This is a genomic window from Segatella copri, assembly GCF_949820605.1.
GTDB lineage: Bacteria > Bacteroidota > Bacteroidia > Bacteroidales > Bacteroidaceae > Prevotella.
This window is the reverse complement of the sequence record NZ_CATKVU010000006.1, coordinates 1,620,242-1,645,439: the sequence shown is the minus strand read 5'-3', so window position 1 is coordinate 1,645,439 and position 25,198 is coordinate 1,620,242. Positions and strand designations below refer to the sequence as shown.

16 protein-coding genes are annotated in these 25,198 nt (G+C 44.1%); 12 read left to right on the top strand and 4 right to left on the bottom strand.

Annotation, left to right across the window (positions count from 1 at the left end):
* Positions 1-59: 59 nt before the first annotated feature.
* The 9 genes from RCO84_RS08040 to RCO84_RS08000 all read left to right on the top strand — a co-directional run bounded on the left by RCO84_RS08040 (position 60) and on the right by RCO84_RS08000 (position 14,316).
* Positions 60-1,361, top strand: coding sequence for an MFS transporter (locus tag RCO84_RS08040; RefSeq protein ID WP_317584672.1), 1,302 nt, complete (start codon positions 60-62; stop codon positions 1,359-1,361).
* Between the two features lie 88 nt (positions 1,362-1,449).
* Positions 1,450-2,013, top strand: coding sequence for a UvrB/UvrC motif-containing protein (locus RCO84_RS08035; protein WP_317584671.1), 564 nt, complete (start codon positions 1,450-1,452; stop codon positions 2,011-2,013).
* Between the two features lie 60 nt (positions 2,014-2,073).
* On the top strand, positions 2,074-2,829 hold the full coding sequence (locus RCO84_RS08030; RefSeq protein WP_317584669.1) for a 16S rRNA (uracil(1498)-N(3))-methyltransferase: 756 nt from the start codon (positions 2,074-2,076) through the stop codon (positions 2,827-2,829).
* A gap of 14 nt (positions 2,830-2,843) precedes the next feature.
* A complete protein-coding gene (locus tag RCO84_RS08025) occupies positions 2,844-4,241 on the top strand; it encodes a DUF4836 family protein (RefSeq protein WP_317584667.1) in 1,398 nt (465 codons plus the stop codon).
* Between the two features lie 18 nt (positions 4,242-4,259).
* Complete coding sequence (locus RCO84_RS08020; RefSeq protein ID WP_117692599.1) at positions 4,260-4,904, top strand: ATP-binding cassette domain-containing protein; 645 nt, start codon at positions 4,260-4,262, stop codon at positions 4,902-4,904.
* Positions 4,901-6,100 carry an ABC transporter permease gene (locus tag RCO84_RS08015; RefSeq protein WP_317584665.1) on the top strand — a complete coding sequence of 400 codons (1,200 nt, stop codon included), beginning with the start codon at positions 4,901-4,903 and terminating at the stop codon, positions 6,098-6,100. The genes RCO84_RS08020 and RCO84_RS08015 overlap by 4 nt, the downstream gene beginning before the upstream one ends.
* A 217-nt stretch (positions 6,101-6,317) precedes the next feature.
* A complete protein-coding gene (locus RCO84_RS08010) occupies positions 6,318-9,581 on the top strand; it encodes a TonB-dependent receptor (RefSeq protein ID WP_317584663.1) in 3,264 nt (1,087 codons plus the stop codon).
* A gap of 89 nt (positions 9,582-9,670) precedes the next feature.
* On the top strand, positions 9,671-10,861 hold the full coding sequence (locus tag RCO84_RS08005) for an alkaline phosphatase family protein (RefSeq protein WP_287819020.1): 1,191 nt from the start codon (positions 9,671-9,673) through the stop codon (positions 10,859-10,861).
* Positions 10,862-11,109: 248 nt separating this feature from the next.
* Positions 11,110-14,316 (top strand): TonB-dependent receptor, encoded by a 3,207-nt coding sequence (locus RCO84_RS08000; RefSeq protein WP_317584662.1) that lies wholly within the window; start codon positions 11,110-11,112, stop codon positions 14,314-14,316.
* A gap of 243 nt (positions 14,317-14,559) precedes the next feature.
* Here the strand turns inward: RCO84_RS08000 and RCO84_RS07995 are convergent, their stop codons facing one another.
* Positions 14,560-16,116, bottom strand: a complete 1,557-nt coding sequence (locus tag RCO84_RS07995) for an IS1182 family transposase (protein WP_317584660.1) — start codon at positions 16,114-16,116, stop codon at positions 14,560-14,562.
* A gap of 173 nt (positions 16,117-16,289) precedes the next feature.
* Positions 16,290-17,603 carry a serine hydrolase domain-containing protein gene (locus RCO84_RS07990; RefSeq protein WP_317584659.1) on the bottom strand — a complete coding sequence of 438 codons (1,314 nt, stop codon included), beginning with the start codon at positions 17,601-17,603 and terminating at the stop codon, positions 16,290-16,292.
* Between the two features lie 195 nt (positions 17,604-17,798).
* On the opposite strand from RCO84_RS07990, the gene RCO84_RS07985 reads away from it, so the two are divergent.
* Entirely contained in the window at positions 17,799-18,932 is a 1,134-nt protein-coding gene (locus tag RCO84_RS07985; protein ID WP_287870610.1) for a metallophosphoesterase, read from the top strand.
* Positions 18,933-19,193: 261 nt separating this feature from the next.
* Positions 19,194-19,799, top strand: a complete 606-nt coding sequence (locus tag RCO84_RS07980; RefSeq protein WP_144150528.1) for an epoxyqueuosine reductase QueH — start codon at positions 19,194-19,196, stop codon at positions 19,797-19,799.
* A gap of 64 nt (positions 19,800-19,863) precedes the next feature.
* Here RCO84_RS07980 and RCO84_RS07975 read toward each other — a convergent pair whose 3' ends face one another.
* Together RCO84_RS07975 and RCO84_RS07970 are read right to left on the bottom strand one after the other, a co-directional pair.
* Entirely contained in the window at positions 19,864-21,528 is a 1,665-nt protein-coding gene (locus RCO84_RS07975) for a formate--tetrahydrofolate ligase (protein WP_317584656.1), read from the bottom strand.
* Positions 21,529-21,640: 112 nt separating this feature from the next.
* The gene (locus RCO84_RS07970; protein ID WP_317584654.1) at positions 21,641-24,007 is read right to left on the bottom strand and encodes a beta-galactosidase; all 2,367 of its coding nucleotides are present in this window, start codon (positions 24,005-24,007) and stop codon (positions 21,641-21,643) included.
* A gap of 235 nt (positions 24,008-24,242) precedes the next feature.
* Between RCO84_RS07970 and RCO84_RS07965 the strand changes: the two genes are divergently transcribed.
* Positions 24,243-24,932, top strand: a complete 690-nt coding sequence (locus RCO84_RS07965; protein WP_317584652.1) for a thiamine phosphate synthase — start codon at positions 24,243-24,245, stop codon at positions 24,930-24,932.
* Positions 24,933-25,198 lie beyond the last annotated feature (266 nt).

Here is a 25,198-nt window from a genome sequence, read left to right as displayed (position 1 = left end):
TTTTACCCGAAAATTTGTATCTTTGCAGCTAATATTATATAATAAAAAGACATTAAACTATGAATCTGAAAGTACGCCTAGCAGTGATGAACTTCCTGGAGTTTGCAGTTTGGGGAGCTTATCTTACGTCTATGGGCAACTATCTCGGCAAGGCTGGGATGGGTGCCGAGATTTCCTGGTTCTATACCATTCAGGGAATCGTATCTATTTTTATGCCTACATTGATGGGTATTGTGGCAGATAAGTATATCCAGCCGCAACGTCTTTTGGGCTATTGTCACCTTTTGGCAGGAGCAGCCATGATAGGTCTGTTCGGTATGGGACAGGCTAGTCAGACTCCTAATGAGGCAATGTTTATTGCCGTTTATACCTTCAGCGTGGCTTTCTATATGCCTACATTGGCATTGTCAAATACTTCGGCATTCAGTATATTGAAGAGCAACGGGCTCGACACCGTGAAGGCTTTTCCGCCAATCCGTGTGTTTGGAACCGTGGGTTTCATCCTCACGATGTGGATTGTGAACTGTGCTACCTGGGACAACGGTTCATTCTCATTCCTGTTGAGCGAGAACGCCCATAAGTTCCAGTATACCCATTATCAGTTCCTGGTATCGGGTGTGCTCAGCATTCTTCTCTTCCTCTATTGCTTCTCATTGCCAGCCTGTCCTATTGTGAAGAAAGAGACAAAGAGCTGGGTAGAGACATGGGGGGTTGATGCCTTCAAACTCTTCAAGAGCCGTGAGATGGCGATGTTCTTCATCTTCTCTTGCATGCTCGGTATGAGTCTGCAGGTAACCAATGGCTATGCCACTCCGTTCATTACCAGTTTCAAGGGCGATCCTGCGATGCTCGATACTTTTGCAGCTAACAATGCTACGCTCCTGGTATCCATCTCTCAGGTGGCCGAGGCGCTCTGCATCCTTCTCATTCCGTTCTTCCTGAAGCGTTATGGCATCAAGGTTGTGATGCTCATCGCCATGATGGCATGGGTTTTGCGATTCGGTTTCTTCGGATTGGGCAATCCTGCATTTCCGGGTGTTACCTTCTTCATCCTCTCATGCATCGTTTACGGTGTAGCCTTCGACTTCTTCAATGTGTCGGGCGGTCTGTTTGTAGACCAGAAATGTGATGTGAAGGTAAGAGCATCGGCTCAAGGTCTGTTCATGCTGATGACCAACGGTCTGGGAGCATCTATCGGAACCATTCTCGCAGGTATGGTCATCAACCATTACTGCCACTGGACAGATGATGGCTACCTGATGGGTGACTGGAAAACCTGCTGGTTCATCTTTGCCGGTTATGCGCTCGTGGTAGCTGTAGCCTTTGCTGTCCTCTTCCGTCCGAAGAAAGAACAGAAATAAGGAAGAAAAAGTGTCATACTCAACGCGAGAGTAAAAACAGAATGTTACGTAAGAATATAAATAAATTTAAATAAAGAAAGGGTACATAATGATGTTGTACAAACTTAAACTCGCTGCCTGCTTTGGCATTCCGGAAGCTTCCGGGACATGTATTATTAGTTTGGTAGACGAATCCGAAAAAAGAGCTTTGTCTATTATGACTAATGATTATGTAGCAGAGCAGCTGAAGGCATGTAATTCGAAAACTTCTGATTTTAAAAATGATGTGATCTCTGTACTTTGGACACTATTTGACAGGCAAAATGTAGACGATTTCTATCTCGAATTCGATGCTACGCCAGAGAGGGGAGTATATGCTACTCTTGTGAATAAAATCACAAATGAACGTATGAGCATCAAGACTGACCAGGCTGTGTTGTTGTCTGTGGCTGCGGATATAGAAATGTATACAACAGAGCTGGTTATAAAGGAAATTTCTACTCCTTTTAATAAAAATGATATGAGTTCGACTTCTTGTGCGGTACCTATTTTTGCTTTGCCAGACCAGATGCTCGAAAAAGCATTGGATTGTGCCATTAATGAAGAAGATTACGAAACAGCCTCAGCCATTCGTGATGAGATAGAGCGCCGCAAAGGCAAAAAAAGTGAATAATTAAAGGATATTCTTACGGAATAATAGAAAATTAAGAAGAAAAAGTAACAATAAGAGGAAATGAAAGAAGTTAGATTTTTCTATGTGCCAGATGCGGCTACACAGACAGAACTGCCTCAGGAAGAGGCTACTCATGCACTCAGGGTTTTGCGTATCCAGGCGGGGGACGAATTGTTCCTGATGAATGGCAAGGGGGTGTTCTACCGTGCAGAAGTTTCGCTGGCTACCAACAAACGGTGCATCTATGAGGTGAAGGAGGTTATGCCGCAGCAGCCTGCCTGGCGCGGACACATTCACCTGGCCATCGCCCCAACAAAGATGATGGACCGCATTGAATGGATGGCAGAGAAGGCTACGGAAATCGGCTTCGATGAAATCTCTTTCCTCAACTGCAAGTTCTCTGAACGCAAGGTCATCCGCATAGACCGCATAGACAAGATTGTGGTTTCTGCCGTCAAGCAGAGCCACAAGGCTTGGAAACCTGTGGTCAACGAACTGCAGAACTTTAAAGATTTTATTACGGCTCCCCGCAATGGCAGAAAGTTTATCTGCCATTGTTATGAGGAGATAGAAAAGAAAGACTTTTTTGCCGAGATTTCCAAGTCATGTCCAGCTGATGATTCTGCCGGAGCAGCCCAGGAGGGTACTGATGACATCACCGTGCTGGTAGGACCTGAGGGCGATTTCTCTATCGATGAGGTGAGACTGGCTCTGGAAAACGGATATGAGAGTGTTTCGCTTGGCACCAGTCGCCTCCGTACGGAAACAGCAGGATTGGTGGCTGTCAATATGTGCCATCTGGCAAGAGCTTTATAATATTTACTAGTGTGATGAAAAGATTGTATAAGAGTTTGATGTTCATGTGCTTGGCTGTCGTATTGGGATTGCTGAGCTCATGCTCGGGCACTGACTATCTCAATGCCATTCCAAAGAAAAGTACTGCGCTCATCTCTGTTGACATGCAGCAGATGGCATCCGGCAAAAGCGATGAAGACAAGGCGGGAATGCTCAAGTCTCTGTTGCACGTTGAGGATGCATCGAAATGTGGCATCGACATCTCAGAGAAGATATTCCTCTTTGAGAGTGCTGATGGCAACCTCGGACTTTGTGCCAAGGTGAGCGATGAGGGCGATGTAGAAGACTGGCTTGCTTCGCTTGCCAAACAGCATATCGCTACAGAGGTGAAGGAGCGCAAAGGCTTTCATTTCTCTGTATTGAAAAATTCGTGGCTGGTCGGCTTTTCTGATCAGGCACTCCTCGTTATGGGACCGGTTGTAGCCGATGCGCAGGCCCAGCTCCAGCAGCAGATGGTGAAATATCTGAAGGCTGATGAGGACGAAGGTATTACCGCATCGCCTATGTTCGAGCGACTGGAAACCATCACTTCGCCTATGGCTATGGTGGCTCAGGCTCAGGCGCTGCCGGAGAAGTTCGTTGCTCCATTTACCCTTGGTGCTCCTAAAGATACCGACCCTTCGCAGGTAGTGATTGCTGCTGTGATGGACGTAAAAGATGGTATCCTGCAGGTGAAGGGAGAAACCTTCTCCTTTAATAAAGAAATAGATGAGGCTCTGAAGAAGGCGGCTCAAACCTATCGTCCGATTAAAGGCAACTACGTTAAGTCGATGCCTGCTGATGCCCTGGCGGGTATCTTCATGAACGTAAAGGGCGAGCAGTTCCTGCCGATGATGCAGAGCAACCGCAGCCTTCAGACCCTTCTGATGGGTATCAACCAGGCCATTGACATGGATAATATCATCCGTAGTGTGGATGGGGATATGGCTATCGTGATGCCTTCGCTTACGGATAACAACATGCAGATGACGATGGCTGCTAAACTGTCGCATGCCAAGTGGCTGGGCGATGTTGATTATTGGAAAACTTCATGTCCGGCTGGTGCGAAGATAGCCAATTGGGGTAAGAATGCTTACTTCTATACCGACGGCAAAACCTCGTTCTATTTCGGTGTGACGGATGACAAGCAGTTCTTTAGCGGAAGCGACCAGCTGATGGCGCAATATGCCGTGAAACCAAGTAATCATCCGATAGATGCAAAGATTCAGAAGCTCATCGTCGGTCAGAAACTGGCAATGATCATTAATCTCGCCAAAAGTTCTGATAGTGACGGCTCGGGCAAGAATGATGCCATCTCTACCGTAACCGGCCTGCTCACCCCTGTCTTCGGAAATCTTACTTCGGTGGTCTATACTTTAAAGGTAAAAGATTAAACATTAAACATAAAAAAAGTGGAAAAGATTCAGCTTCATTCCGTTCTCCCACAGGTTTTTGCCCAGCGCAACGACCTGGATTCGGAGATATGGAAGCAGGATGTTACCTTCGAGAAAGGTCATCTTTATCTTATCGAGGCAGAGAGTGGCAGCGGAAAGAGTACTTTCTGCAGCTATGTGCTCGGCTATCGTCACGACTACAGCGGAAGCGTGATGTTCGACAATGATGTTACCGCCAACTACAAGGTGAAAGACTGGGTAGAGATGCGCAAGCGTCATATCAGCCATCTCTTTCAGGAACTCCGTCTCTTCCCTGAGCTTACTGCCCTGGAGAATGTAGAAATTAAGAACAAGATAACCGGATTCAAGACGCGTGAGCAGATTCTTAAATGGTTTGATATGCTCGGTATTGCTGATAAGGTAGATGCCAAAATCGGCAGAATGTCGTTCGGACAGCAGCAGCGTGTGGCAATGATGCGTGCGCTCTGTCAGCCTTTCGACTTCATTCTGGCTGATGAGCCTATCAGTCACCTCGACGACAACAATTCGCGCATCATGGCAGATATCATGATGACCGAAGCGAAGGAGCAGGGGGCTGGCGTCATCGTAACCAGTATCGGTAAGCACATGGACTTAAACTATGAACATATATTTAGATTATGAATTTGGTTTGGAAATTATTGCGTCAGCATATCAGCATACCTCAGTTTGCGGGCTTTGCCTTCGCCAGTCTCTTCGGTATGCTCATCGTTCTTTTCGGCTTTCAGTTTTATAAAGACGTGCTGCCTGTCTTCACTCAGCAAGACAGTTTCATGAAAGCCGACTACCTCATCATGAGCAAGAAGATAGGTATGGGAAATACCATCAGCGGCCGTTCCAATACCTTCTCCGGTTCTGAAATCGATGAAATCGGAGGCCAGAAGTTTGTAAAGAAGATAGGAAAATTCACCTCTACAGAATATAAAGTAGATGCCCAGATGGGTGTAAACGGCGTGAACGTTCTGAACAGCGAACTCTTCTTCGAGAGTGTGCCTGACGGTTTTGTTGATGTGCCGCTCAAGGACTGGAAATATACGCCGGGAACTCAGGAGGTGCCAATCATCCTCCCGCGTACCTATATTAATATGTATAACTTCGGTTTCGCCCAGAGTCATTCGCTCCCTAAAATCAGCGATGGACTGATGGGCATGATTGATTTCAATATCCAGATTCAGGCTGGTGGCAAGAAAGAGCAGTTCAAGGGAAAGGTTATCGGTTTCTCTTCGCGACTCAACACCATCCTCGTTCCACAGGCATTCATGGACTGGAGCAACCAGGAATTCGCTCCAAACCAGAAGAGCGACCCTAACCGTCTCATTGTAGAGGTAGGAAACCCGGGAGACGAGAACATCACCAAATACCTGGATGATAATGGTTATGAGGTAGAGACAGACAAGCTGGATGCTGAGAAAACTACCTATTTCCTCCGCATGATGGTATCGATGGTGATGATTATCGGTTTGGTTATCTCCGTTTTGAGCTTCTACATTCTGATGCTCAGCATCTATCTGTTGGTTCAGAAGAATTCTTCTAAGTTAGAGAATCTTCTTCTGATAGGCTACAGTCCGAACAATGTAGCAAAACCATATCAGGTGCTCACCATTGCGCTGAACATCGTGGTACTCATCATCGCATGGATCATCCTCTTCTTCCTCCGCGATTATTACATGGGCTTCATCGAAACCCTCTTCCCTGATATCGACGAGGGCACCATGCTTCCAGCCGTCGCCCTAGGTCTGCTCCTGTTCCTGATCGTTTCAATTCTGAACATCGTAGCCATCCGTCGCAAGGTGATGAGCATCTGGCAGAGAAAGGAGTAGGGGAGCCAACCCCGAAAAAACTATAAGCAAACCCCTGTTATAAATAACAAATTAAAGGAAATCTGCGTTATTTGCTTAACGCAGATTTTTTTATATTATAAAATACTATTTTTCATGCTTTTGTAACAATTAAAAGAGATTTTTTTATTAATTTTGCAAACGATAACAATATAAGAGGGGATTATATCCCGTATTATTTAATTATTTATTTTAAGGTATGCAGAAAAGATTTTTTTTATTTGTGGCTTTGTTGTCCTTTATGGTTTCCACAGCCATTGCGCAGATTACTACATCTGGCGTCAAAGGTTTGATTAAAGCTAATGGTGAAGATGTAATAGGTGCAACTGTTACAGTGACCCATGTGCCAACAGGTGCTGTTTATCGTTCTGTGACTAACAGCGTAGGCCGCTTTACTATTCAGGGTATGCGCGCTGGTGGTCCTTACACGGTAGAGATTTCCTACATTGGTTACAAAACCAAGGAAATCAAGAATGTAACACTCAAACTTGGTGAAATGTCAGACCTTTCAACTCAGTTGGAAGAGGATGCACATGCTTTAGGTGAAGTGGTTGTTAAGGGTAAGTTAGGCTTGGATGCCAGCAAGACTGGTGCTGCTGCCAGCTATAGTGCCAAGGATATAGCCAATATGCCTTCTATCAGTCATAGTATCGGTGATATCACCCGCATGAATCCTATGGTAAGTGTCTCTCAGTCTGGAGCAATGTCTTTTGCTGGTGTTAATAACCGTTATAACAGCTTCCAGGTTGATGGTGCCGTAAACAACGATGTTTTCGGTCTCACTTCTAATGGTCAGAATGGTGGTCAGGCTGGTACTCAGCCTATTTCTACAGAGACTATTGATCAGGTACAGGTGAGCGTGGCTCCTTTTGATGTCCGTCAGTCTGGTTTTACTGGTGGTGCCATCAATGCCATCACTAAGTCGGGTACCAATACCTTCCATGGATCTGTTTATGGCAACTGGTTGAACAAAGACCTGATAGGTTCTAAGTATACTTTGATGAATGGCAAGGATAGCCAGAAATATGATGATGAAACAGACTATCGTTATGGTGTAACTCTTGGTGGTCCTATCATCAAGAACAAGTTGTTCTTCTTTGCAAACTACGAGAAGTCAAACAAGGAATATCCAAATAACTATGGTTATGGTTCTGAGGCTTCAAAGTTAGGAACAGAAGGCTTTAATATTGCCGATGAAGTGCTTTCTATCCTGAAGGAAAAGGGTTACAATGCTTCATATAATAATCCTAAGAATTATACTAAGAGTGACAAGGCTGGTGTAAAGCTCGACTGGAATATCAACGACAAGCATAAGGCTACTTTTGGCTGGCGCATGGTTAATGCTAAGCAGTTGAACAGCAATAGTTCTGCCAGTTATCTGAATGCTTCTGATTATCAGTTTGATTTCATCTCAAAGACTAATACTTTTACTGCAGAATTGAACAGCTCTTTCAGCGACAAGATAAATAATCAGTTCCAGGCTTCTTATGTATCTGTAAGAGATCATCGTGATCCAAAGGGTATTGCACCAATGATTCAGATTAAGAATGTGGGTGGTGGTACTCTCTGTCTCGGTACAGAGCGTTCTTCTACAGCAAACTCTCTGAATCAGGACATCATCACCTTTACAGATAATCTGAACTGGTATGTGAACAATCATACTCTGACTTTCGGTACTCATGGAGAGTACTACAAGTTTAAGAACCTCTTTATCCAGGATAATTATGGTACTTATTATTTCAACAATTTTGATGATTTCAAAATGTTTGCTAATGGACAGACAGTTGCTCAGTCTGTTAATTCAAAAACAGGTGAAATTACATATTACAACACATTGAACCAGTATCGTTTCGGTTCTGCCAATGTAGCAGTAACCGGTGATCCTCGCTGGGCTCCAGAGTTTGCTGCTGGTCAGATTGGTTTCTATGCACAGGATAAGTTTAATGTTACTCCTAATTTTGAGTTGACTTATGGCTTGCGTATGGATATCCCATTGTTCTTTGATACTCCTACTGAGAATGCTGAGTTTAATGCTTCTGCTGCCAAGCAGGGATGGAATGTTGTTACAAACCATAAGTTGAGCAGCACTCCGATGTGGTCTCCACGTGTAGGCTTCCGTTGGAATATCGAGAAGGAGCATAATATGATTCTCCGTGGTGGTGCTGGTATTTTTACCGGTCGTATCCCATTCGTATGGTTGAGCAACAACTTTACAAATACTGGTATCCAGACTTCTGTATATAATGTTTATGGTTCTTCTGGCCTTAAAGAGGGTAAGCAGAATACGGGTAAACTCAATGACGTAAGTCTTATCGTTGATCCTTACAAGCAGAGTGAGAATACTGCTAAGTTGGCTGCATCAGGTAACCAGACAGTAAATGTATTTGCTAAGGACTTCAAGTTTACTCAGAACTTGCGTCTTGACCTTGCTCTTGATTTTACATTAGCAGGTATTGACTTTACTTTGGAGGGTGTTCTCTCAAAGAATCTGAATGATATCTATTATAAGGATTTGACCCGTACTGAGGCTGGTAAGACATTGGGCGAGACTTATGCGTCTTTGGCTTTTGACAATCGTCCAATGTTCCAAAAGGTTACCAGCACAGAAGATGCTAACTTGAAGAAGTTTGCTAATGTATATATGTTGGATAACACCAGCAAGGGATACAGTTACAATCTGTCTTTGTCTGCTGTTAAGCACTTTGACTTCGGTTTGGATCTGGCTGCATCTTACAGCTATTCACGCTCAAAGTCTGTTAACTGCGGTACATCTTCAGTAGCTCAGTCAAACTATAACTACAATTATACATATCAGAATCCTAACTCACCTGAGCTCGGTTTCACTGCATTCAATGTGCCTCACCAGATCAAGGCTTCTGCCTTCTATCATAAGGATTACGCCCAGCACTGGAATACTACAGTAGGTCTTATCTATACAGGTACTTCTGGTTCACCTTATAGTTTGTACTATTATGGTGATTTGAACCAGGATGGTTCTAATGGTAACGATTTGATGTTTATCCCAACAGATGAGCAGATTGATAAGATGCAGTTTAAGGCTAATAAGAACTATACTGCTGAAGAGCAGAAGAAAAACTTCAGAGAGTGGATTGCCAATGATGGCTATATGAGCAAGCATCGTGGTGAATACTTCAAGCGTTATGCTGATAACTTGCCATTCGAGAGTCACTTCGACTTCCATCTTGCTCAGACCTATAAGTTCAAGGTTGGTGCTCAGGTTCATTCTGTAGAATTGTCATTTGATGTATTGAATGTGGGTAACATGTTCAATAAGAAGTGGGGTCGCTATACATCAACAGGTGCAGCTAAATACTATTCTCCTGTTACTTACAGTGGTAACGGACAGTTCCAGTTCCTGCACCCAGGTAATTACGAAATGCGTTCTTATGACGACTATTATAGCCGCTGGCGCGGTCAGCTTGGTTTGAAGTATACATTCTAAGTATTAGTCCATAAGTACAGTTATATTTGGGGGATGTTCTTCTGTTTGGCAGTACATCCCCTTTTTGGTTTCAAATAAAATAGATCATAATGAAAAAAATATTATTATTATTGATTTCTTTCCTGGCTCCCTTTTCTGTAAGTCTGGCACAGGAACATCGAACCGTGATAATTTCCTTAGACGGATGCCGTTGGGATTATCCCGAGATGTATGATACGCCTTTTCTTGACAATTTGGCACAGGATGGAGTAAAAGCTATTATGCAGCCTTCGTTTCCATCTGTTACGTTCCCTAACCATTATACTCTGGCAACGGGCTTGGTTCCTGATCATCATGGAATTATAGCCAATAAATTTCTTGATAAAAAGAGTGGACTGGTGTTTAGTTTAGGTGATAAAACAACAAAAATGGATCCCCGCTTCTGGGGAGGTGAACCTGTTTGGATTACCGCCAAACGACAGGGAAAGCGGGTAGGCGTGGTTTATTGGCCTGGCTCAGATGTTGCCATACAGGGCACTTATCCTGATATCTATTATAATTATGAGCAGAAACCGTTGCTGACTTATGTTGAGCGAATAGCAGAAATAGAGCGGATGCTCAAAATGCCGGAAGATAAGCGCCCACAGCTTATCATGGCTTATTTTGATGAGCCTGACCATTCAGGTCATACTTATGGTCCTGAGAGTAGGCAAACCCGTATGCAAGTAGAGACCTTAGATTGCCTTCTCGGACAGTTATGGAAAGATATCCAGAAGATGCCCGATGGTAAAAATGTGAACCTGATTGTGACAGCAGACCATGGTATGGACCGTAACTCGAATGAACGTATCATAAATCTGACCCATTATTTGGATAAGTCATGGTACAAAAACATAGCAATGGGATTTCCTACGATGATATATACCAATAAGGGATGTGAAAATAAAATACTGAAAGCTCTTTCTAAGGTACCTCATATTAGAGCATGGCGTAAATCAGAAATGCCTGCCTATTTAAATTATGGTACAAATGAGAACATTGCCGACATTGTTGTTACTACAGACATAGGTTGGGTACCCAGTGATAAGAATGAGGTCTTAGCCGGAAATCATGGCTTTGATCCAACTTATAGCGATATGCATGTCCTATTCCGTGCAGCTGGCCCTGATTTTAAAAAAGGATATGTTAAGGATAAAGTCTTTAAAAACGTAGATGTTTATCCTTTGCTTAATTATCTCCTTTCAATCAAACCTGCTGCCAATGATGGTAATTTGTCAGAGGTCAAAGATTTGTTGAAATAAGTTTGATGCATGGGAAGAGTTCCCATTAGAATAATTCTATCGCGATGCACTTCTCTTTTTCGAGGGAAGTGCATTTTTTTTCGTTTATTTGCATATTTTTTGGTGTATTCTGTCATTTTTCTCTGTTTTTTGCTTGTTGTCTCAAAAAAAATGTTTATATTTGCAACATATTTGTTTATAAGAGTGAATGCACACGGTACGAGGTGCGCGGTTCTCTCTTTATTTATTCACAAAAGAATCAAAACAACATGCAGAAAAGATTGCAACTACTTCTGGCTTTGCTCGCCTTCATGGTGACTTCGGCAATGGCTCAGATTACCACTTCAGGCATTAGTGGTAAAATTTCTTCCAATGGCGAAACCGTTATTGGGGCTACTGTTACTGCTACACACCAGCCATCTGGTACTGTGTATCGTGCTGTAACAAATGTAGATGGTCGCTATACTATTCAGGGTATGCGTCCAGGTGGTCCTTACAAGGTAAGTATCTCTTATATCGGATATAAGGACAAGGTTTTCAACAATGTCAGTCTGAACTTGGGTGAAAGCCAAAATCTCTCTTGCTCTCTTCAGGAAGATGCCAAGCAGCTTCAGGAGGTTGTTGTTTCGGGTAAGGCTGGTCTGAATGGTACGAAGACCGGTGCGGCCATGAGTATCAATGCTCAGCAGATAGCTGATATGCCTTCTATCTCGCACAGTATTGCGGATGTGGCTCGCCTGAATCCACAGCTTACTACAAACGGACAGTCTGGCTCTATGTCATTCGCCGGTATGAACAACCGTTATAATTCATTCCAGATTGATGGTGTGATGAATAACGACGTGTTCGGTCTTACTGCTAATGGCAGTAATGGTGGTCAGGCAGGATCTCAGCCTGTTTCTATGGAGACTATTGACCAGATTCAGGTAAATATCGCTCCTTTCGATGTTCGCCAGGGTGGTTTTACCGGTGGTGCCATCAACGCGGTAACCAAGAGCGGTACCAATGACTTCCATGGAAGTGGCTATTTCTATGGGAACAACCAGGATTTGGTAGGTCGTCATTATAAGAATATGGATGGTACCTATGCTCAGCCTTATGATGATGAGAAGGAAACTTTGTTCGGATTTACGCTCGGTGGTCCAATTATCAAGAACAAACTCTTCTTCTTCGCAAACTATGAGAATTCAGAAAAGTCGTACCCAACTCAGTATACCATCGATTCTCCAGATGTTAAGTTTAATCCGGATTTGGCTAGGGACTTGATGTCTAAGATTTATGACTTGGCTAACCGTCAGGGTTATGATTATGCAACTTCATGGGCAGATAAAGATAAGAACGTGAAGAGCCAGAAAGCTGGTTTGAAGTTGGATTGGAATATCAACGAGTTCAACAAGTTCTCTGTACGTTGGAGTTATGTTGATGCTAAGCAGACGCTTGGTCTGGGTGGTATTGCTACATTGAATACTACCGATCACTTGTATGATTTCAAATCTAAAACTCATTCTTTCGCCGCAGAGTTGCAGAGCCGCATCTCACCAAACCTGAGCAATGAGGCACGCGTATCTTACGTTCGTGTTCGTGATGAGCGTACTTCTGGTAAGCCAGCGCCCTCTATCACTATCTATAAGGTAGGAAATGGTACCATGAATATCGGTAATGAATATTCCTCAATGGCTAATGGATTGAATCAGGACATTTATACCCTCGAAGATAACTTTACATGGTTCAAGGGGAATCATACACTGACATTCGGTACACATAATGAGCTTTACAAGTTCTCTAACCTCTTCCTTCAGAATCTCTATGGATGCTATTATTTTGATACTCCAGACGACTTCCTAAATTATTATAAGGGTTGTGGAGCTGATGGTTTTGGAGGTGATGGTAAGTATATCAAGAACTTCTACTTCACACAGGCTAATGTTGAGGTGACTGGTAATCCTCGTTGGGCACCAGAGTTTAGTGCAGCTCAGCTGGGCTTTTATGTACAGGACAAGTGGGATGTGACAGACAGCTTCCAGCTCACCTATGGTCTCCGTATGGATATGCCTCTGTTCTTTGATACGCCTACCGAGAATGCTAAATTCAATGAGTGGGCAGCAGGTAAGGGATATGGTTTCAAAACCAATCAGAAACTTGCCAGTACACCAATGTGGAGCCCTCGTGTAGGTTTCCGTTGGGATATTGAGAAGAACCGCAAATATATCCTTCGTGGAGGTATCGGTGTATTCACTGGTCGTATTCCTTTCGTCTGGTTGAGCAACAACTTTACGAATACTGGTGTGCAGACATCTTCTTACTCTGCAAAAAATAATTCTGATGTGCAGCTCATCATGGATCCTAACAAGCAGACTCAGAATGCAGATAAACTGAAGGCTCTCGGTAGCCAGCTGATCAATGTGTTTGACAAGGATTTCAAGTTCACTCAGTCTATGCGTGTTAATCTTGGTTTCGATTTCAATCTCCTGGGTATCGACTGGACTGCTGAGGGTATCTTCAGCAAGAGTCTGAATGATGTTTATTACAAGAACTTGGCTTATGAGGAGACTGGTAAGACCTTGTCTCAGACCTCTTACATGAACTGGGATAACCGTCCTCTTTATACAAAGGTGGCAGATGCTAAGTCGTTTAACAACATCTATGCAATGTATAATACCAGCAAGGGCTACAGCTACAGCCTGTCTTTGTCTGCAGCTAAGCACTTTGCGTTCGGTCTTGATCTGAATGCATCTTATACATTCACTCACTCAGAGTCTGTAAGCAGTATGACCTCATCTGTTGCTCAGAGCAACTGGCGTAATACGCATACTTATCGCTTCTCAAACAACCCAGAGTTGGCTAATAGTGCTTATAATGTGCCTCATACAGTGAAGGCTTCTGCTTTCTATCACTTCAACTGGGGAACCAACAAGTTGTTTACCACTACAGTAGGTCTTATCTATCAGGGTCAGAGCGGTTCTCCTTACTCTCTCGTTTATAGTGGAGATATTAACGGAGATAATGGTACAAGTAATGACTTGATTTTCATCCCTACAGATGCGCAGGTAGACCAAATGCAGTTCTTGGGTACTGATGCTTATACTGCTGAGCAGCAGCGTGCTAATTTGAAGCAGTGGCTTGCTACTACAGACTATGTGAAGGATCATCGTGGTGAGTACTTCGAGCGTTATGGTGCTAACTTGCCGTTCGAAAGTCATTTCGATTTCCACTTCGGTCAGAAGTTTGGCATCCGTACAGGTAAGTATGTACATGCTTTGGAACTTACTTTGGATATCATGAACGTGGCTAACCTCCTGAACAAGGATTGGGGCCGTACCTTCAGTAGTGGTTATAACAGCGAGATTATTTCTCCTATCACGTACAAGGGTGATGGCGTGTTCCAGTTTGCTAACTCATCTGATATGCCTCTCAAGTATCCTAGCTCATACTACAGCCGCTGGCGTGGCCAGGTTGGTTTGAAGTATACATTCTAAGGTATAATTATCTTTTCAGACAACATATCATTAATATAAAGAGGGTGTGTCATAAGTCTGTGACGCACCCTTTTTTTTGTGTGTTTCTGTATATTCTAGTTGAATCGTAGTCTTTCTTCACAAAGGGAATCTTATTATATTGTATAGAAACTTTACTTTTCTTGTTTTATCGATAACAAAACAGCCCCAAAGTTCACAAAAGGGCATAGTTATCCCTGACGATAAAAAAAACAAAATTGAGTTTTATCGTTTTATACCCAAATATTTCTTCAAATTGAATCCCATTCCGAACAATCCTAGATCCATGTAAACCTTGTCCATTCCAAAATGCCTGAATCGCTTATAATGCATATCTGCCTTCATCTGCCCAAATACAGCTTCCGGCTCTATCGGTCGCTGGCTTCTGTGTTTCAAGCCCTCTTCAGACGTTAGTAGCAGGAAGGCTTCCTTTTTATATGCATTCAGTTTATGGTTGACATATATGGTTCTGTTGCCTTTGGATTTCTTGCAGAGACTTCCAAGCGGACATCCATCACATCGTTGTGCTCTATATAATGTAATGACAGACACATAGCCGGAGGCACTTTTCGTTTGCCGTTGTCCACAAGGTTCCATGTGTTGTCCCATGGGGCAGACATAATAGTCATCATCCCTGTTGTAGTAGAAGTTCGCTTGGTTGAAGGCATCCTCCTTGAAAGGCTTATGCTGTTCCTTGTGAAACCAGTTGTACTTTACATAACCCACCATTTCTTCCATCTCTAGGTACTCGTAGTTCTCCTCCGAGCCATACCCTGAGTCTGCGGTGACGCTCTTGGATTGCTTTCCATATCTTTTCTTGTACTTATCCAAAAAAGGCTTGAAGGTCAGGGTGTCTGTTGGATTGGGATAAAGGGCGAAATTCGTCCAATATTGATTCTCTGTCGCAATTTGAAGGTTATAGGCAGGCTTTGTCTGCCCATTGTTCATGGCATCTTCCTTGAGGCGCATGAAGGTCGCATCAGGATCAGTCTTGGAGTAACAGTTTCTCTCGCCCAGTATATCCAGTGATTTTTCATACTCGCGCAGTTTGTCCGAGGCTTTGAACAAGTGATCTATCTGAGTATTTAGCTTTTGCTTCTCTCTTCCTGTAAGCTTTGCCTTAGGAAGGTTCTTCACTTGCCTCTCACACAAACGTGCACTTCTCTCTACATCCTTGGCGAAAGTGGCTGGCTCGCTGTCTTCTTCCTTAATGTCACTCCCGCCATTCAGGCGAATTTGTTCTTTTATCTGAGCCAATGCAGCAGAGGTCTTTTCCAAGAGCTTAGCCCTGTTCTTTTCCACAGTCTTCTTCCATACAAACGTGTACTTGTTTGCTTTCGACTCTATCTTAGTACCATCAACATATTGTTCCTCCAGACTAATCACGCCCTTTTCAACCAATATGGAGACGACTGCATCAAAATAAAAGTCGATGCATTTAATCATATGATGGGATCTAAAGCGGTTGATTGTTGCGAAAGATAATTGCTTACCTCCACAAATCCACATATAGCGAACATCGTATTTAAGTGCGTCCGCTATGCCACGACAGGAATAAATGCCATTGATATAGGCAAAAACAACTAAACTTAGAAGCATCTTCGGACTATAAGGAGGAGCACCAATCCCATCATAGGTATCCATGAGAGGGTTGATGTCCATACTGCGAACAATACGATCCACCATACGAACTTTGCTGTCTTTTGGCACATAATCATCGAAAGAGTTAGGAAAAAAGCTCAATTCGTGCCGAGTTTCAGATTTTATTTGTATCTTTGCCATACTTAAAGAAGTTTTCTGCAAAGATACAAATCTTTTGCGGAAAGGCAAAGCCCGAGCTTGTGAAAGTTTGGGCTTTGTTGTAAATAAAAATGTTTTTTAAAGATTTCGTATCTGTGAAAAGGCAAAAAATAAAAAGAGGTGCGTCACAGACTTATGACACACCCTCTCTGGTTTTATAAGAACAAGTCTTTCTTTGGCATGTTTGTCATATATTTCTTTCTCAGTTTCTCGAAGAAAGCTATAGTATCGTTAGAGAAGCCGTGGCCTTTCCATGTAGATGTGTTCGTGATGAGAATCCAGCATTGGTTATCCGGATATTTCAGGACGATGGCTGATGTGCCTGCCAGCGAACCGGTACGAATCCATGGTTTGTCGCTCTTTGGTGTATAGTTCCAACCGATAGAGTATTGGTGGTCAGCCTGCTCGCGCGTCATAAACTCGATACTCTTCTTGCTGAGGATATCCTTGACATGTGGCAAACCATCGATGCTGGCTATGAAACGGCTCAACTCGGCTGCCGAACCACACCAGGCTCCTGCACCCGACAGGCGGGGAAGGTCGGTGTCACCATAGCATTTCTCCACCAGTCGTCCACTGTTGTTGTATTCATATACAGGGATGCTGCCCTGGTGCATGTAGTACTTCGTCTCGTTAGGTCGGCGGTCCTTTAAGTAAGTTCCCGCAATATGCATGTCGTAGCAGCCGGCAGGGTGGAGCACATACTTCTGTATGAAGTTTTCATATTTCATTCCGCTCTTCTTCTCTATGATCATGGAGAGAATCATGTAGCCCAGATTACTGTAGCATTTGCCTTCGCCAGGAGTATAACCCAAGTGGCGCTTCAAGAGAATCTTGAGCAGGGTAGGGTGATCAGGTGGCGTTTTGAGATGGTTCTGCATCATGATGTAGCGGGTGGAAGATACAGGATCACCGGCATAATTGTTGAAACCAGCCTGATGGCGCAGCAGTTGTTCTACGGTGATATCGTAATATCGCTTGTCCTTGATACTGTTGTTGTAAACGGTATCGCGCAGGATTCCCTTTTCGCCAAACACCTTCTCGTTCAGCTTGAGTTTCTTCATCTCCTGCAATTTCATGATACCTACGGCTGTAATCAGTTTCGATACGGAGGCGAAGCGCATCAGCATGTTAGGCTCCATTCTGATGCCTCGCTCCTTATCCGCCATTCCGAATCCGCGGGCATAGAGTAGCGAGTCGTTGCGGGTGATGACGAGTTGGGCTCCATTGATTTCCCATCTCTTGAGATACCTTTCTATTACCGAGTCCATCTCATGATATTCCTTCCCCTCTGTCAGGGCATTTGAGATGGAATCGTTGATATGAACCTTAGGGAGCGAATCTGCCGCCTTGTTCTTGTCTGATGCTGATGTACAGCGAGATACACAGCTGTGTGTAGTCCATCCTACGATTGCTGTAAAGGTAAGCAATATGATTGCTATGCGTTTTTTTCTTAGTCGTCGTGCCATTTTATTTAATTTTTCTTATGCAAAGATTTTGCAATCGAGTGCAATGAAAGTTTACTTTCATATTGCCGAGTGCAGCAAATCTTATGCAAAGATAATGCAATCTTCTCAAATAGCAAAACATTGAAAATATATTTAAATTTATTTTGTATTGTCTATGAATTATCGTACCTTTGTACCCGGTTATAAAGAAAAACAATGAAGAAGGTATTAAAAAAGATATTAAGATCCATATTCTATATAGTAGTCATGTCGGTTCTGGCATTCCTGCCCGACTTTTGGCTTTGGCACATCGGGGTGAGTGAGTGGCCTTTGCCGCTAGCCATCTTATGGTGGGTTCCCTCGTTGTTACTTGTTCTTGCCGAAGTGGGGTTGCAGATGGGGTTCTTCCATAAGTTGTCAGTCCGTGTACTCTTTACTACCATACTTTTCTCGGCATTCCCTAAGGTTGTCTTCATCCTGTTCGATGCATTTCTTCCTTGGTTCTTTGCTCTGATTCCTGCTTTGGGTGTAATGGGGTGGTTTGCCTTCGGCTTTATAGAGGGTTGGAAGCGGTTAGAACTGAAACATATCACCTTTACCTCGCCCGACTTGCCACCTTATTTTGATGGTTACCGTCTGGTACAGATTACCGACTTTCATCTCGGTTCGTTTCCTCCGGGCAATGATTTCGTGCAGAAGGTGGTGGATGCGACCAACAATGAAGAACCCGATATGATTCTCTTTACGGGCGATCTGGTCAATAACCAAGCCAGCGAAGTGGAGCCTTATCTGGATACGCTGGGGCAGCTTCATGCGCCAGATGGCATCTATTCTATCTGGGGAAATCATGATTATTGTGAATATGGCAACAATCATTCTATTGGCGCTTTGAAGAGAAACCGCCGTATGCTCTATGGTTATCAGGAAAGTCTGGGGTGGCATCAGCTGATGAACGAACATCATGTGGTGAGTCATGGTATGGCATCTATCGCTGTAATAGGCGTAGAGAATCCCGGTCAGCCTCCTTTCACCAATCGCAGTAATCTGAAGAAAGCGATGAAGGGGTTGAATCCAGATATGTTTAAAATCCTCTTGAGTCATGATCCTCACCATTGGCGCAGAGAAGTAGTTGGTAAGAAGATACAACTTACTCTGGCGGGACATACGCATGCCGGACAATTGAAAATAGGTAAATGGACGCCTGCCCGCATGGCTTTCAAAGAGTGGGGCGGAGCTTACCGCATTGGTGAGCAGATGCTCTATGTATCATCGGGTATTGGTGGTTCTTTCCCTTTCCGCCTAGGCGCATGGCCTGAACTGACAGTTATTACGCTGAAACGTGATTTATAGTTCTTAAAGATAACGAAACTGGTGCTTAAGTGTTAAAATACAGTTAAATGTTTGCCGCTTGAACCATTGTGATGAAAAAAACGCGTTAAAAATTTGGCGGTTCGAATAAATGTTGTACCTTTGCACTAGTTTTCGCATATATTTGGGCAAATGGGGGGTGTCGTGAGATTGTACTCCATTTGTTTTTTGAAGCAAAGCGAAAATACTTCGTAACAGAAGTAGCTGTTCACATTTTATATTTTATATTTAATATTGATAATAATGAAGATTCCTGTAGAAGAACAATATAAATACGTAAAACTTACTCTCCCGGATGGAAGCAAGGCTGAAGGTCAAGCTGTCTTGTTGCATGCTTGTTGTGCACCTTGTTCGGCGGCTATCGTAGAATGTATGCTTCGTAATGGTATGAAGCCTACTGTATATTTCAGTAATAGCAATATCTATCCTCAGCAGGAGTATGATGTCCGTAAACATGAACTGAAACGATTTCTGGAAGCCCAGAATGTACCTTATGTAGAGGATGAGTATGATCATCAGGAGTGGCTTTCTGTTATTAAGGGTTTAGAGGATGAGCCCGAGCGTGGCGGCCGTTGTTCTGTCTGCTTTCAGTTCCGCCTCTCTCATGCAGCCAAGTATGCGCAGGAGCATGGATTTCATCTTCTCACTACCACGTTGGCATCTTCGCGCTGGAAGAATATCAGGCAGATAGATACTGCCGGTCATCTTGCCGTTGAGGCTTATCCTGATGTAGAATGGTGGGATATGAATTGGCGGAAGGGCGGTTTACAGAATCGCCGAGGTGAACTCTTGAGAATCAATGAATTCTATAATCAGTTATATTGTGGTTGCGAATTCAGTATGAGATAAATGAAAAAGCCCAAGACATTACGCCCTGGGCTTTTTTTATATGAATCTGTGAAATCTGTAGTGCTTAAGAAAGACCAATAATCTCACCGTTTACTACATCAATGCGCTCAGCCTGTGGACTCTTTGGTAAGCCCGGCATACGCATGATAGGACCAGCGATGACTACAATCATCTCGGCACCCATATTTACGGTGATGTCGCGAACGTGGAGTTCGAAACCTTCTGTAGGACCGTATGCCTTGGCATCGGTAGAGAAACTGTACTGAGTCTTGGCAATACAGATAGGGAACTTTTCAGCACCCAGCTTCTTGATCTCTTCAATCATCGCCTTGGCAGAATCGCTCAATGTCACGCTGCCTGCTCCGTAAAGATTGAATGCAACCTTTTCTATCTTCTCCTCAACGCTATCGTTATCATCGTAAGCAAAATAGAGAGGGGCTGATGGACGCTCATCAATGGTCTTCACTACGAGGTTGGCAAGTTCAATAGCTCCGTTTCCGCCTTCGGCAAAGGCGCTGTTTACGGCGAAACCGCAACCCATCTCCTCGCAATGCTTGCGCAATACTTCAATTTCTTCATCTGTATCGGTTGCAAACTTGTTGAATGCAATCACTACAGTCTGACCAAAGCTCTGCAGGTTCTTTACGTGCTTGTCGAGGTTCCAATAACCGGCTTCCATTCCTGCTATGTTTGGCTTCTTGATATCTTCCAGAGCTACTCCACCATGCATCTTCAACGCCTGGAGGGTAACAACGAGAACAGTGAGGTCTGGTTGAAAACCTGTTTTGCGGCATTTGATGTCATAGAACTTCTCTGCACCGAGATCTGCACCGAATCCTGCCTCTGTAATGGCATAGTCGCCATACTCAAGAGCAGCAGCAGTAGCCATGACGGAATTGCAGCCATGAGCAATGTTGGCAAAAGGACCGCAATGAACAAATGCCGGTGTACCCTCTGTTGTCTGAACCAGATTTGGCTTCAAAGCATCGAGGAGGAGAGCAACGATACTGCCACCTACACCCATATCCTTTACGGTAAATGGCTTGTCATCTTCGGTGATGCCCAAGAGGATGTTATCTATACGGCGATGAAGATCATCGATGCTTGTTGCAAAACACATGATAGCCATGATTTCAGAAGCAGGAGTGATATCGAAACCAGTCTCTGTCTCGATGCCGTTCTTATCGCCGATACCGGTGATGATGCGGCGGAGACCACGGTCGTTTACGTCCATCACGCGACGCCAGAGAATCTTCTTCAACTTGAAACCCTCTGCCTCGTGCTGGAAACGGTAGTTATCCAGGAGGGCAGCAATCATGTTGTTGGCCTCTGTAATGGCATGGAAATCGCCAGTGAAATGGAGATTAATCTTATCCATAGGCAAAACCTGGGCGTAACCGCCACCTGCAGCACCACCCTTCATGCCGAAGCAAGGACCCAGAGATGGTTCGCGAAGAGCCACTACGGCCTTCTTGCCAATCTTCTGCATACCCAGGGCGAGACCTACGGATACGGTGGTCTTGCCATTACCAGCCTTGGTAGGACTGATAGCGGTAACGAGGATGAGATGATGGTTCTTAAACTTGTTTCTGTCAATTCTGTCCGTAGTAATCTTAGCGATGTAACGGCCGTAGTTTTCCACTTGGTCTTCGTGAATTCCAAGTTCTGCTGCCACTTCATTGATAGGGCGCAATTTTACTGATTTAGCTATTTCAATATCTGTTAACATAAAATAAATAGTTTTATGGTGCAAAGGTACAGAAAAGTATTCATATATTAAAATAAGAAAGTATAAAAAAACAAAATAAAAAAAGGAAGACTTTCGGTCTCCCTCTTTTCATTTATTTCTTTACATAGAGCTTGAATGCCTTCACGCTGCCTGGAGCGCCCTGCTCGGCACATGGCAAGTACTCGAAGGCTGAGATGGTAACTTCCTTGCCCATATCCACGATGCCGAGATGTGGGAAGTTGGCTCCCTTCTCTGTCTGCCAGTAGGTGCTCTCCTGAAGGTCGAACATCTTGTCGAGGGTAGAGTTGCCCTTTTCGCTATCTGCGTAGAAAGCTACCCAGTTATTCCTGTCTATTCTGTAGCCCTGTGCGTCCTGAAGATGTACCTCAGCAAGGGCAATCTGACTGTCGCCGCTCTGGCTGCTTTCTGCCTGGATGGCGAAGTAGCGACCTGTTACAGGCTTGTCGAGCTTGATGGTCTGCCAGCCGTTGCCAGCCTTGAACTCACCCTTCAATACAGGGGTCTCAGAATTCAGATCCATGCGATGGCCAGGCTCGTTGTGCTTGTTGCTCTTTTCGAGATTCAGCTTGTCGAGTTCTGGATGATCCTGGCAGAAAGCGGTAGGAGCCACGTTGGAACCTGGCTTACCAGCCTCGCCCTTAGGACCAACTACATCGAGCACGATAACCTCGTTCTTTCCCTTCTTCAACCAGCAACCTGGAAGATACAGGGTCTGCTGAGGACCAATCTGCCAGAAGCGACCGAGGGCATGACCATTCACGTAAACCTGACCCTTGCCGAAAGCCTCCATATTAATAAAAGTATCGCCCACCTTCTTGATGTTGAAGTAGCCACGATAGTAGCCTGCTTTGGTCTGAAGACCGCGCATCTTGTTGGTTGGCATGGCGAGTGCCTTTACCGCTGTCTGATAATCATCAGCAATGGTACTGTTGTTCCATCGGGTAGGGGTGAGAGTCAACTCGCAATCCTCTTTCTGTGTAGTGAGGGTTACGTTGCCGATGATACCCTTGTAATCCTTGATGGCACGACCGAAGTTGATTCTTCCCATACCTTCTACCACAATGGTGAGTTGGGCTCCCTGTGGCATCGCTGGCAATTCGAGTGATTTCTCATTCTTTACACGGTCAATCTTGCCAACATATTTTCCGTTCACATATACCTGGGCAAAATCATGGAATTCACCAGTCAAAGTAGATATGTTTTCGATGGCAGGAACTGTGGTCTCGTAAACTAAGGTTCCCCATCCCATATCCATATCTTCGAAGCTCTGTGGAGCATTGCTTTCCTTTTCCTTTCCGATACCGTAGCTCAAAGGCTTGTATTCGGTAAACTTGAACTCCGGTACCTTGATGATAGACATTGGAGCCTTAGGTACGGCTGGCAACTTCTTGCCATCGTTGTATTTCGCCATCATCTTCTGGAGCTCATAGAATTTAGGTGTAGCCAATCCCCATTCGTTGATAGGGGCATCGTAATCGTATGAGGTTACGTCTGGCTGGAAACCTGGAGAGTTAGCTCCTGCCCAATGACCGAAACTGGTTCCGCCGTGGGTCATATATAGAGAAAAGCTGATACCTTTGCTCAGCATCTCGTCCATTCCTTCAACCATATCTTTGGCAGGACGGGTCTCGTGGCGGGCTCCCCACTTGTCGAACCAGCCGCTCCAGAACTCAGAACACATCTTTGGAGCGTTAGGACGAACCTCGCCGAGACGCTTAAACTGCTGGTCGATGTTGGCACCTGTACCGAAGTTCATGGTCCAGGTAAGGTCGTCGAGACCATTGTTCAGGAAGTTGGATGACCAGTCGCACTGAAAGAGACTTACCTTGTCGAAGCCTGATTTGCGAACGATGTCACGGATAGCACTTACGTATGGTTTGTCCTTACCGTAAGAACCATATTCATTCTCCACCTGAACCATGATGATAGGGCCACCATTCTGGATAGTGAGCGGAGCCAGCTGCTTGCCTACTTCCTTTTCGAATATTTCTACACGCTGCATGAAGTATGGATCTTGCTCACGCAGACGGATATCCTTTTTCTTCAAGAGCCACCAAGGCAGACCGCCCATTTCCCATTCTGCACAAACGTATGGACCCGGACGTACAATCACGTACATGCCGTTCTTCTGAGCCAGTCGACAGAATGCAGCCACATCGTTATTACCCGTAAAATCGAACTTTCCTTCTTGCTGCTCATGGATGTTCCAGAACACATAGAGGCAGATGGTATTCATGCCAAGCGCCTTGCACATCTTGATGCGATGCTCCCAATAAGCGCGAGGAATACGAGGGTAATGCAACTCGGCAGCCTTTACTACGAATGGTTTGTCATTAAGGAGGAATGTCTTGTCTCCAGTAGTGAAAGTACCGCCTTTCTGTGCTGCCATCATCTGCGATGGAGCCAACGCCAGGATAGAGGCAAAGGCGAGTGTCTTGATTGTAGTTGATAATGTCATATTATATATATTGTTTTTTGTTTCAACTAATAATTCGGCTGCAAAATTAATAAAAAATCCTCTTAATGATGTTTACAAATCGTTTAATAATGAGGATTTTTCGTTATTTTTGCAAATTTGTAGCCTATTTTGGATTATTTTTGCCGAAAATGACGAAGTTTAAAAAAGGTAAATTGTAGGATTTTGTCGGGTGAATGTAGTATCTTTGCAAGCGAATTGATATTTTATAGTACGTATGAACAAGTCTTTAGCATTAGCTCATTTTCAGACGAGCTTTCAGTTTATCACGCATCAGAACGAGCGCTTCTCTTATCTCGAAGGAGCCTATCTGGCACTTATCGGAGGATGTGATTGGGTTCAGCTTCGCATGAAAGGTGCTACCGATGAAGAGGTTGAGCCTATAGCCCGTAAGTTAAAGTTGGCTTGCGAGGGTGCCGGTGCAACTTTTATCCTCGACGACCGTGTAGAACTGGTGAAGAAGTTACAGATAGATGGTGTACATCTTGGAAAGAATGATATGCCGGTTGATGAGGCCCGTAGGCTCCTGGGTGATGAATTCATTATCGGAGGCACAGCCAATACATTTGATGATATTCGTCGTTTGCATGAACAGGGGGCTGACTATATCGGTTGTGGTCCGTTCCGCTATACTACTACCAAGGAGAAACTCTCTCCCGTGTTGGGTATAGAAGGTTATCGCCAGATTATTGAGAAGATGAGGGAGAATAAAATCTCTCTGCCTATGGTAGCCATCGGAGGTTTGACTCCAGACGATATAGATCCGCTTGCAGAATTGGGCATCGGTGTGGCAATGAGCGGTACCATTCTGAATGCGGAGAACCCTGTTACCATGACACGTCAGATTCATGACAAGTGTTTCGGATTATTCATCGAAAATCTCAATCATTTTTTTGAGAATCAGTAGAATGATACTCATAAATGATGATTTTTCATAGAAAAGAGAAGAATGTTTCGGTTTTCTTCTCTTTTCTCATTTTATTGTCGTAACTTTGCACCTGCATTGCAAAACTGTTGCAAGCCAATTACAAATAATGAATTTAAAAGACATGAAATTAAAAGTGGGAATTAACTTAGGATATGTAGGAAAAACAGATGCTGTCGGAAAGAACGATAACATCATGATTTACGCACCTTCAAATGAAGGTGCTTAAAAACCCGGGCACAAACGTG